This window comes from Paenibacillus sp. MZ03-122A, assembly GCF_024213325.1.
Lineage (GTDB): Bacteria > Bacillota > Bacilli > Paenibacillales > Paenibacillaceae > Paenibacillus > Paenibacillus polymyxa_B.
Map to the genome: position 1 here is coordinate 81,950 of NZ_JANAVI010000011.1, position 13,465 is coordinate 95,414.

Genomic DNA, 13,465 nt, shown 5'->3' on the forward strand with positions numbered 1-13,465 from the left:
CTACGAGTGTAATTGGTTGAATAACTGGTCGGCCTGTTCAAAATCCAACTCACCCTGCAGTACTTTCTGTATCAAGGCTTGCATGGGCTGCTTAGGCTTCGGCTCTGTAGAAGCCTGATTTGTATCTCCCGCCGACTTGTTCAATTCCTTTGCCAAAAATTTGGAGAATTCTTTAATGTTAGGATAATCGTACACTCTGGTTGCTGGAATAGCTGTTCCAAAGCGTTTATTCACAGCCTGCACCCACTCTACACCTATAATAGAGTCCAGTCCCATATCAATAAATTGATCGTCCCGGCCAATATCCTTTTCATTCATACTCAAAGATTTCGCAAGACTTTCTACCAGTTCCTTCTCCAATGTTTCTATCCGTACAGCCGTTGGCGCATATGTCGACCGCTTTGCCTCATCCCTGGCAGCGGGCGGCGACGAAGAAGGCTTGGCCTCAGGTTGCGGCGGGGCAGGCTTGGATTCTGCCAGCGCGGCTGACTTCTCCGGCTTATCTGCTACCATCTGGATGTTGGAAACGGAGCTCAGCAAAATGCCCTGCGGTTTTTCAGGTACTTTCGCCAAAGTCTGTCTCTGCACATTATCGTTGCTATGGTTAACTGCAGGAGGGCTGGAAACGAGTTCTTGTACCGACACCTCGGCTACAGGAGATTCCGCCTCGACGTCCCGGGATTCGCCCCCACGCGCGAAGATCCAATAGCTCTCCTTGGCAAATGGATAAGTTGGCAGACTAATCCGACGAGGGCTGGTATTCTCATAAAGTCTAGTCCAATCGAAGAGCAGCCCCTTAACCCAAAGCTTCGCCAGCTTTGTATACTTACCCTTGCTTATCCAACTATCCACCATTTTTGCCATGTCTTCGTCCGCCTCAAGAACAGCTAGGATGTCTTTATTCTTCTTTGCCTGACCCCAATATAGCCCGTCAATATTCTCATTCCCCGCTAAAAAGCTCTCGAGCTTTCCTGTAAGCTCATGGGTAGACTTAACTATGACTGCTAACCGTTCTTCCATGGCTTCCCGTCCCACCTGCAGAGTAAATGCTATATCCTCCAGGCTGGTTTGCGAGTATTCCGGCTCTTTGAGTTCAGCAAGCAACCTTTGCACCTGTTCTTCCAGTCGCTCTTTATTCCTCGCCGACAGCACGATCATTACCGGATTTTGCATTGAAGTGGCAGCCTGTCTAGTCTCCTGCTCCTCAGGGATATATTCCTCAATAAGCACATGTGCGTTGGAGCCTCCGGCACCAAAGGAGGAGATACCTGCGATTCTTGGGTATTCAACCGTCTTCCCATTCATTGTGACGACGGGTCTTTTCCAATCTCCCAGCTCCTGCTGAACTATAAAAGGACTATCGCTAAAATCGATATTCGGGTTTAGTGTTTTTGAATGCAATGAAGGCACGATTTGTCCGTATTTGAGCTGAAGGAGCACCTTTGTAACTCCCGCAATCCCTGCCGCGCTCTCACAATGCCCAATATTTGATTTTGCCGATCCGATTGCGCAAAATTGCTTGTCCTCCGTGTATTCCTGGAACACTTTTTGCAATCCGGCGATTTCAATGGGGTCACCTAAGGATGTCCCAGTGCCATGCGCTTCGATGTAACTGATGGTTCTGGGGTTAATTCCTGCTTTCTTAAATGCTCTTCCAATGACACTGGCCTGCGCATGGGGATTCGGAACTGAGAATCCGTTTGTCTTCCCTCCATGATTCACCGAGGTCCCCTTTACGACCCCATATATATGATCTCCATCTGCAATAGCTTTGGCCAGCGGTTTAAGCAGTACAGCTCCTACGCCTTCTCCCGGCACATATCCATCTCCGCCTTGTCCAAAGCTTTCGCACCGTCCTTTACTCGATACAAACCTCCCTTGCCCAAGCATCAGGTATTTGTTCGGATGAATGGATACATTGACGCCGCCAGCAATGGCAAGCTCACACTCGCCTTGTTGCAAGCTTTGGCAGGCCAGATGAATGGTCGTCAATGAAGAAGAGCACATGGTGTCCACAGCCATGCTCGGACCGTGGAAGTTACAGAAATAAGATACCCGGTTTGCAATGGAAGCCGGATTGCCAGGAACGGCAATCATTCTGCCCCTAACTTGTTCCTGTGCCCCATAAAGCTGGTACTCTTCATACATGACCCCGACAAAAACACCCACATTCCTATCCAGCCCAAGGCCCCGCTCCAGTCCAAGCGCTTCCCGGGTATAGCCTGCATCCTCTATCGTTTCATAGACACATTTTAGGAATAGGCGCTCCTGAGGATCGATGATCTGTGCTTCTCTAGGAGAGATATTGAAAAACATGGGGTCAAACTGATCCACACCTTTAATAAAGCCTCCCCACTTGCTGTAAGTTTTTCCGGACTGGTCCCTGTCCTCGTCAAAGTGCCTACTGTGATCCCAGCGATCTTTGGGGATTTCCGTAATGCAATCCTTCCCATCACGCAAATTGTTCCAGAATTCCCGTATGTTTTCTGCCTCGGGATACATGCCGGACAAGCCGATAATGGCAATTTCCTCCGATCCGCCTGCTCTTTCCGGTTGCGGTTGGAAACTTGCCTGAACTGGCATGAAACGCGATTGCTTCCGACTATCAGAAAGTGACCTTACCGGGTCGTTTTCCTTCGTAGAAGGTTTGAACTCTTTCGCAGCGTTGACCTCTGTCTCGATTCCAAGCAATTTAATCAGCTGCTTCTGGTGGACTTTAAGGAAATATTGGGTCAATTCCCGGATATTCTGGTATTCAAAAAATAAAGTTTTGGGCAGTGTTCCAAACGTTTTCTCCAACTCACGGGTTAGCTGTTTAATCATAATGGAATCAATGCCATACTTCTCCATAGGGGCATCGGTTTCAATCTGCCTTGCCGGCAGCCTGATGGATGTAGCGAGCAATTGCTTTAAATAATTTGCCGCTTTTTCGGCAAGCAGGTCTTGTCCGATGACCGAACCCATCTCGCTTTCCCTTATCATAGAGGAGGCATCTCCAGCCTGATTCAGGGACGGTTGCTGCAGGAGCGTTTCTCTTAGCTGACTGGCATGCCCTTCCAACACCATGACTTGATTCTTTTCGGAAGCCAGGCTCTGATACAAAGCCCGAATTCCTGCACCAGTCTCCATTGCAAACATCCCCATCCCTTCCATGATCTTTTCTGTTTCCCCATCAATACGCATTCCGCCTTCTTTCCAGAGAGGCCAATTAACTGAAATCGTCCGCCCCTGGCGTTGTGCTCGCTCTACCAGTGTACTGCGGTACTTGGCATAGGCGTCCATAAAGGCATTGGCAGCAGCATAGTCAGCCTGTCCTATATTCCCAAGGCTCCCTGCAACGGATGAAAAAAGGATGAAGAAGTCCAGCGGAATTTCCTTACAAGCCTGATCCAGATTCACCACTCCCGTAACCTTTGGCGCCAAAACGTTTTGCAATTCCTCCCGTGTTTTTTTAATAATGAAATTATCGCTAACCATTCCTGCGCTGTGCACAATTCCATCCAGCTTCCCAAACTCTTCCTGAATATCCCGAATCAAATCTTCAACCGCCCTTTTATCGGCGACATCGGCTTGCCGGAATACTACTCTTGCACCTAAAGCTTCTATCTCCTCAATCCTTGCTTTGGTGTCACCACGAAGCGGGGAGCGTCCGACAAGAATTAAAGCAGTATCTCTGGCCTGTCGTGTAATTTCTTCGGCAAAAATCAAACCGAGACTTCCGGTTCCGCCGGTAATCAAATATACTCCCCTGTCTTTCCACGGAATGCTGATCGCTTCCCCGGAGGCTTTAATTTCCGTCCATACGGCAACATGCCGTCTACCTTGTTGATAGCGGATATGTGGTTCTATAGAGCTGCGACTGTTTTCTTGCAGGATATTTATCATACCTGCTGAATCCTGCTCCACATCCATTTCTATCAGCTGGCCAACCAGTACTGGATTCTCCAGCCATGCTGTTTTTAAGAGTCCGGAAAGTCCCGAGAATACCTGTTGGTGATCCTGCACCGGAACGACAAGCTGAACCAATGTTTTGCCTTTGGATTCCGTTTTAAGAATATGTTGAATTGCCTCAAACACCTGTGTCGCATAAGTCCTAAACCGTGCATCAATGCTCTTCTCTTCAGATTGGAGAATGAGGCACTGCACCCCGTTCATTTGCGATTCAATAATTTCCCCGGAAATATATCCCGGTTCACATAAAATTACCAGATGCTGTTGATAGTCAGGTGCTGTTCCTTCCAGAGCAATCGCTTGTTCTTCCCACACAGGCTCAAGCATCAAAGTCTCAGGTGCAGTCCATTCATCTGGGCCCCCTGTTCCTCCTTCAGCAACTCGTGATGAGAATCCCTTCATTCTCACACAAACATTCCCCTGCTCGTCACACAAATCGATATCTAACTTTTGCAGCGAGCCATTTTGCCTGCTGTCTTCACTATTACGGATCCAGGCCCACATCTCTGATGTACATTTGTTAAACACCACCAACTCTTCCAATGCAAATGGTAAAGCTGGCTTAATGGAAGCTTTGCAATCACCCGCACTCATAATCAAGCCTATCGTCGCCTGAAGAGCGGAATCCATCAAACTGGGGTGCATCACAAAATGTTCCATCGTAGAGTAAACGGAAGAAGGCAAGGACAACTTGGCAAGAACTTGGTCCACCCCGATATATATCTTCTCAATTCCCTGGTGTCCCGGCCCATAGGAAACCTGCATCGCTGCAAACGCCTCATAGCACTGACGGGATGAGAAGGAGCCCAGACTGCACTGCTCCAGCAAGGTTTTAATATCTATAGCAGGGATGTCTGCCACCGGAACAATTACTGCCCTGCCTTCACTATGCACCACCAGCTCCGTGTCCGTTGCTCCAGACTTGCTGTAAATTTCATAGGCGATCTCCCCGCCATCTTGAGGATAGAGCCCAACACTAACGTCCACCGACTCCTCCCCAACCACAACAGGCCGGATCCAATCCACATCTTTTAACCGGATGGACGTCCACTTGTCTTCTGGAGATCCTGCAACCTGCTCTACTGCCGCCCGCGCCATTTCAAGGTAGGCCACTCCAGGCAAGAGCCTCTGCCCCCTTATCACATGGTCAGACAGGAAAAATTCCTTCCCCGTAAAAATGGAGCTGAACTGCAGTCCATAAATATTGGACGTATTGCGCTGAAGTAGGGGATGAATGCCGACTGCTGTCTCCCTTTCCAGCACTACACCGCTTGCTCCCGTCCGTTTATTGATATCGGTTATGCAATATCGTTCTTTGGCAAAGGGATAGGTTGGCAGACTGATACGGTTTGGTTTAGCCTCTCCGTACAACAGGGCCCAGTCAATAACGACTCCTTTTACCCAAAGGTCAGCTATTTTGCCATAGCAGCCTTCGCTAACTAACACATCAATCGCCGTGCCCGCACCCTCTCCGTCTTCACGAGCTCTATTTTCTTCTCTATGGCGTTTGGCGTGTCCCACGTATAAGCCGTGGATACCATCCCGGCCTTCCACAAATCCTTTTAATTTCTCTTCTAGCTCCCGGAGAGAGCCTGCAACGAAAGCCAAACGTTCTTCCATCGCTTCGCGCCCCACCTGAAGGGTATACGCTATATCTACCAGACTGCTGTCTGTAAACGGATGCTCCCCGATTGCAGCTAGTAATAGCTGCGCCTGCTCTTGTAGTTGTCCTTCACTCTTGGCTGACAGCACCACAATAGCCGATTTTGGGGTGGTACGGGTAATAGAATCCTGCTCCTGCTTTCCAGGAATATATTCTTCGATTACCAAATGGGCATTGGCACCCCCGAATCCAAAGGAGCTAACACCTGCTCTCCGAGGAATATTTTCCCCTCGAGTATCCCGCTGTGGCTTCCACTCCTGCGCCTCCTGAACGATATAGAACGGACTGCCTTCAAGTTTTATATAAGGATTAATTGCATCACAATGAAGGCTTTTGACCAGCTTTTTATGCTTTAACTGGAGCAGCACTTTTATGACGCCCGCGATTCCAGAAGCCAGTTCCAGATGTCCGATATTGGTCTTCACCGAGCCCAATCCGCAATGGGATTCTGTAATCCCGGGCCCTTCTGTATTCTCATAAAGCTCTTTGAAAGCTGCTTTCAGTCCGTTAATTTCAATCGGATCGCCCAGCTCGGTGCCTGTCCCGTGGGCCTCAATGTAAGAGACAGTCCTTGGGTCGATTCCGGCCTTTGTATATGCATTTACCAACACATCCGCCTGAGCCCTCGGATTAGGAGCTGTCAGGGAATTGGCCCGGCCTCCGTGATTGACGGCAGTACCCCGAATTACACCATAAATATGGTCTCCATCCTTCTCTGCATCCTTCAGCTTTTTCAGGAAAAGCATGCCGGCCCCTTCACCACGCACGTAGCCATTGGCCTTATTGGAGAAGGTTTTGCATCGACCGTCCTCACACAGCATTCCTGCTTTGTTGAAGCTGATATGGAGTTCAGGTGTGATAATCACATTAACACCACCCGCAATCGCCATCTCGCAGCTTCCATCCTCTATGGCCCTAACGGCTCGGTGAATGGCCACCAGTGAACTGGAGCAAGCCGTTTCGACAGGCTCGCTCGGACCATGAATATTAAGGAAATAGCTCATTCGATTGGGCCCAACAGACGGTGCCATACCGCTGGAGGAATACGCCTCGACACCCACATTTCCCTGATAAATCACACCGCTGTAGCCACTGTTCGCGGTACCTACAAAGATTCCTGTGCGGGTTCCCGACAGACTCCCAGCCTGAATGCCTGCATCTTCAATCGCCTTCCAGATATAGGTCATCAACAGACGTTGCTGCGGGTCCATGAGTGCGGCTTCTCGCGGTGAAATTCCAAAGAATAGCGGGTCAAACTCATAGATCCCCTCAATAAACCCGCCCCACTTGATGTTTGTTTTATTGGCCTCCTGCTCAGGGTCACCGTAATACGTCTTCCAATCCCAGCGATCTTCAGGGATTTCAGTGATACAGTCCCTGCCTTCCTCAAGATTTTTCCAAAACTCATCCACATCCCGGGCCATGGGAAATACACCGCTCATTCCCACGATAGCAATGGGTTCAGGAGCAGCCTGAGTCAGCTGCGGGTTGGACAACACATTCCCGCCTGCAAACCGGAAACGCTGCCGTCTACCGCGGGTACTGTCTTCCCTATCATCCTCCACGGCCTGCACAGCAGGCTCAGTCCGGGCATGCACGGCAAACTGCTCGCCAAGCACGGCATCATATTCGTCCACCAAATACCTGGTGAAGTCATGAATCGTTGTATATTCAAAAAATATGTCCGGCGTCAGCTCAAGCCGGTGTAAGTGATTGATGTTGTTGGTAAATTGTGTGAGCAGGATGGAATCGAAGCCATACTCACTCATTTCTACATGTGCATCAATATCTTCAAGTTTGACTTTCAGCAATTTTGACACGGCCTGTATCATAGCGGCCTGCACCTTGTCCAGCAGATCTGGTACGACATTGCTTTCAGAGGAAGCTTCTGAAATTCCTGTCACCTTCTCAGGCTGCCTAGTCTCTGGAGTCGTGATTAACCCCATGGTTTTCTTCATTTTTGCAAGATTGCCTTCCATCACCATAACCTGATCAACGCCTGCGATCATGCCACGGTACAAGGCCTGAATGCCGGAAGAGGTTGACATGCCGCTCATGCCTGTACGCTGCCTTACCAGCTTCTCCGTCTCCTCATCAATACGCATCCCACCCTCTTTCCATAGCGGCCAATTGATGGATAGCGTTTGACCCTGTCGCTGCTTAGATGCTATCAGAGTGTTCCGGTATCCGGCATAAGTATCCATAAACGCATTAGCTGCAGAATAGTCTGCCTGTCCCTGATTACCTAATCCTCCGGCTACAGACGAAAATAGAACAAAGAAGTCAAGCGGCAGGTTCTTGCTTGCCTGATCCAGATTCACTGTCCCTAATACTTTGGGAGCGAGAACCTCCAGCATCTCCTCGCTATTTTTTTGGAGTATGCGGTTGTCGCGAATGACACCTGCACTGTGAATGATGCCATTGATGTTTCCGAATTCCTCCTGAATTTCCTGGATTAAATCGGTCACCGCCTGCTCCTGAGTCACATCGACCTGTCTGTATATAATTCGTGCCCCTAATGCCTCCATTTTCTTTATCTCAGCCCGTTTGCCCTCATCCAGCGTGGAACGCCCCGTTAAAATCAAGACAGCTTTATGAACTTTATCCGTAATCTCTCTGGCAAAAATGAGTCCCAATCCACCGGCACCGCCGGTAATCAGGTACACTCCGCCATCCTTCCACGGGTTACCCGTCGCTTCCTGAGAGATGTGAACTTCGTTCCAGCAGGAAACCCAACGTGTGCCTTTCTCGTACCGAATCTGGATATCCCCGAGGCTACGACTGTTTTTTTTAAAAATGTCTATGATTGCTTCCCAGTCCTCATCCTGTCCCAGTTCTATTAACTGACCTACCAGTTTTGAATGCTCAAGCCGGGCCGTTTTTAAAAGACCGGAAAGTCCCAAGAAAAGCTGCTGCTCCTCCTGTCCGCTTATGGCAATCTGGATCAGCACCTTACCATTGGGTTTTTCCCTAAAAATGCTTTGAATCTCTTCAACCACCTGGACGGCGTAACGCTGGAACTGTTCCGCGATTCCGTTTCGGTCGGGTTGCAGTACAATGCATTGCACGCCGTCCATCCGAGCTTCAACTTGTTCACGGGAAATCCCGGACGGCTGGCAGAGTAACACGACATGGCGATCATATGCAGGCATTTCGGCCTCTAGAGCAATCCCTTGCTCTTTCCATACGGGTTCAAGCATCAAGGTACTAGAATTAGACTGAACATCCGAGGAAATCGAGTCCCTATTCAGGATTCTTGATGAATATCCTTTTATCCTGACACAGATGGCTCCGGTTTCGTCGCTCAGGTCAATATCCAGCTTCTGTGCCTTTTCCTCAGCTATACCGTCTGCATTATAACGAATCAACGCCCACATGATGAAGCTGCAATTTTTTATAATTTCAACTTCTTGAATGGCGTAAGGCAGAGAAGGTTTGGTCTCGCCAGACCCCAGCGTCAAGCCTATGGTTGCCTGCAAGGCCGAATCTATCATACTTGGATGCAGGACAAATTGGCTTTGGTTGTCAGAAACGGAAGACGGCAAGCATAACTTAGCCAGCACTTGACCCTCTCCCGCATACACCATCTTAATCCCTTGATGTCCAGGACCATAATCCATTCCCATATCCCTGAAAACTCTATACAATTGTGTGGGATCAAAGTTCCGACTGCATACATTCTGCAAGTCTTTAATATTCAGTGCCGGGACTTCCGCAGCCGATCTTCGTGTAGCACTGCCGTAGCTATATATCACAATCCCTGCATCAGCTTCTTCGCTCTCCCCATATATTTCATACGAAATCTCTTGATGATCATCCAGGAAAAGTCCGATGTGTAACTGTAGTGGCCCATCCTCTACGATAATAGGCCGTGCCCAAACCACGTTTTCAAGGCAAATTCCGGTTGGCCCACCCTCATCAGATCCTGTTGCCTGATCCACGGCCGCCCGGACCATTTCAAGGCAAGCAGCCCCGGATAGAACCTTGCGTCCATTCACCACATGATCCTTCAAGAAAAACTCCTGGCCTGTAAAAGTCGAACTGAACCGCTGTTCCGAGAAATCGGAGGTGTTTTGATGCAGTAAAGGATGGAGCGAAGCAGCAGTGACAGAAGTCATGCCTTTGCCTGCCTTGCTGTCAAGCTCAGGCGCCCAACAGCGTTCTCTCGCAAAAGGATAGGTCGGTAGACTGATCCGGTAAGGTTTGATGTCCCCATACAGCTTGTTCCAGTCAATAGTTAGCCCCTTTACCCACAACTCCGCTATTTTTTTTAGTTTTCTCTTCTTGATCCAGGTTTCAAGCAACGATTTGGCATCTTCATCCGCCTCAAACATCACAATCCCGTCTTTGCTCTTTTTCACCTGAGCCGTAAGGACGCCAGCAAGCGGATCATGATTCACAAATCCTTCCAACGCTTTTAGCATTGCCTCTTTTGAATCTGCCACAAAAGCCAGCCGGTAATCCATCGGCTCGCGGCTCACTTGCAGCGTATACCCCATATCCGAGAGGTTAAGATTTTCCTGGGATGCAATAAAGCTCCTCATTCTTTCGGCATACGTTTTTAGCTGCTTTTCACCTTTGGCAGACAAAACGAAGAGAACGGGATTATGGATATCGGCGGCTGTTGGTGATATCGCAGATGTTCCCGTCCCGGGACGATATTCTTCAATAATAAGATGGGCGTTCGTACCGCTAAATCCGAAAGAGCTCACAGCGGCGCGCCTTTTGTCCCCGTGGGAAGGTTCCCAGGCGTTCAATTCTGTATTGACATAAAAAGGAGAATTATCAAAATCAAAATGCTCATTCGGGTTCTTGAAATTCAGTGTCGGTACTAGTTTTCTATGCTTCATGCATAGCAACACCTTTTGCACGCTTGCTATGCCCGCTGCTGCAGAAGTATGCCCGATATTGCTTTTTACCGAACCTATGGCACAGTAGTTCTTCTGATCGGTTTTTTCTTTAAAAGCGGTTGATAAAGCTTCCAATTCAATAGGGTCGCCCAGCTTGGTTCCTGTCCCATGCATTTCAACATAGCTAATGCTTTCAGGCTCAATCTGATATTTGTTGTATATTTCCCGCTCCAGCTCAATTTGGCTGTTAGTGCTTGGAGCGGTAATCCCGTTGGTTTTTCCATCTTGATTGATTCCGGACCCGATAATAACTCCGTATATATGATCCCGATCAGCTTCAGCATCCTTCAGCCGCTTCAGAACCAGCGCCCCTACTCCTTCCCCTGGAACAAAGCCGTTGGCGCTATTGTCAAACGTTTTACACCGGCCATCTGGCGACAACATTCCGGATGCAGACATACCTACATACGATTCAGGAGTCAGATATAACGACACCCCGCCAACCAACGCCATTTCTATCTCTCCGTTAGATAACGCCTGGCATGCCAGATGGGTTGCCACCAGCGATGAGGAGCATGCCGTATCTACGGATATGGCCGGACCTTTCAGATTGAGGAAATAAGAGATGCGAGCCGCTGCAATAGCGTTACTGTTTCCGGTAGTATTGGTGAACTGCGCTTGATGCTTGTACCGCAGCATACTATATTCATTATTTAAAATTCCAAGGTAAACCCCGCATTTTTTATTTCCCAACTGTGAGCCACTATAGCCTGCATCCTCAATTGCCTTATATGCTTCCTGCATAAAGATGCGCTGCTGGGGATCCATCCCTTCCGCCTCGGTAGGAGAAATATTGAAAAATAACGGATCGAAATATTCCATATCCTCTAAAGCACCCAGCCACTTGCAATTGATTTTCCCCTCTTGCGCTGGACGAGGATCATAATATTGGCTTACATCCCAACGGTCCTTCGGGATTTCAATAATGGAATTTTTGCCTAGAGCGAGATTATCCCAATATTGCTGCACATCTTCCGCACCAGGATATCTTCCCGAAATCCCGACAATTGCAATTACGTCTTTATTTTCCGAAGGCAAAGGCGATGAATCCTCTGCTACCTTTACCAGGTGGAATGGCTCGGGCTCCCCCTTAGGCGATAGCCTTGGAGAGCATTGCATCGTGTCAGGTCCCTTCGAATGGACTTTCGCAATAGGCTTGTCCGTGTCCGGGACTGTGCTCAAGAACTGTTGATTGAAGCTTCCTCCATGCTTATTGATTTCTTGTGCCAAAAATGTAGCGAATTGGCGAATGGTCGGATAGTCGTAGACCTTGGTCGCTGCTATGGATGTGCCATATCGTTTATTTATGTTTCGAACCCACTCTACGCCTATAATGGAATCTAGTCCGGTATCTATAAAGTTTTTATCCGCCTCGATCTCGCTCCGTTCCATGTACAAAGCCTCAGCCAGGCTAACCGTCAGTTCTTCCTGCAACAGCTCTGCAGAGGCGCTGCACTCAGCCATGCTGGCCTGCACCTGCTTTTCAAACGAAATCGGCATCAAATTCACCTGAATGGAAGCCTCTGCCGATTTCTCCGGCTCTAATGCAACGGATGACGGTGAATACTCTGCTGGAGAATGATCCGAAATAGACTGGGCAGAGAATGGCGCAATTGATTTGCTCAACAATTCCTTCTCTACAAATTTGCTAAAATCCCGGATGGTTGGATAATCGTAGACTTTTGTCGCTGTTATGGATGTATTGTAATGCTTATTAATGCTACGAACCCACTCTACGCCTATAATGGAATCCAATCCAAGATCAACAAAGTTCTTATCCGAATCGATATCGCTCCGATCTATATATAAAGCCTGCGCCAGGCTTGTTGTCAGCTCCTCCTGCAATATTTCCGCTGATATTGCAGAAGGAATAGACGACAGCGCTTCCGTCTTCTTCTCATCCTCTAATGTGTTCGATGTCTCCTCCAGTGAAGTTAACATGATCGTTGTCCCCTCCTGGTTGGCAGACTTGCTTAGATGCGGCTGACGGTCCAACAAATTCGGTAAGGATATAGCGCTTGGTTTTTCAGAACTATTCAAAAAAACGGATTGCATTAGGGCTGTTGGCTGCATCGCATGAGTCTGGACGGGAATTGCCTTTTCCTGAGCTTCCGTAACGGCTCTTTCTACAGAAGAGACTCTTTCTACAGAGGGACTCATAATATCCGTGATCCAGTACCGCTCCCTCGCAAAAGGATAGGCCGGCAGGCTGATTCGCCGCGGCTTGGCATCCCCATAAAGCAGGTTCCAATCCATCGCCAGTCCCTTGACCCAGAGATCAACTACCTTCGAATATTTCCTTTTCCCTATCCAGGCAGCAATCATTCTCTCCATGTCTTCATCTTCTACCAGCGCCGTCAGCGCCTCCTTATTCCGTTTGACCTGGCCCCGGTACAACTCAGGGATTCCGTCACGTCCTTCCAGGAATCCTTCCAGCTTATTCACCAGCTCCTGCATGGACCCTGCAATCAATGCCAGGCGCTCTTCCATGGCTTCGCGTCCCACCTGCAGCGTGTAGGCCACATCGGCCAGACTGCTTTCGCTGAGCTGTCCTTCCCGCATAACGGCTAGCATTCTCTCGGCCTGCTTTTTCAGTCGTTCTTCATTTTTGGCTGACAATACGATGATCGCAGGCTTTTGAGCCGTAACGCTCATGGGCACCTTCTCTTCCGCAATGTACTCTTCGATGATGACATGTGCATTGGAGCCTCCCGCTCCAAACGATGAAATCCCGGCAATCCTCGGATATTCCCGCGTCTCTCCATCGATCTCAACCACCGGTCGTCTCCATTCCCCCAGCTCCTGCTGGACGACGAACGGCGTCTGACCGAAATGGATGTTCGGATTCAATTCTTGGGCATGCAGGCTGGGAACCAGCGTCCGGTTTTTCATCTGCAAGATGATTTTCCCCACCCCGGCGATGCCCGCTGCCGCCTCCAGA

The 13,465-nt window shown here is 49.0% G+C and carries 1 protein-coding gene (only partly in view); it reads right to left on the reverse strand.

The window, feature by feature from the left end:
• Positions 1-13,465, reverse strand: the 3' portion of a protein-coding gene (locus NLX74_RS20420; RefSeq protein ID WP_254329805.1) for an SDR family NAD(P)-dependent oxidoreductase. The gene runs 6,236 nt beyond the window's last position; 13,465 of the gene's 19,701 nt are visible here — the last part of the coding sequence; the start codon falls outside the window, past its right edge; the stop codon is at positions 1-3.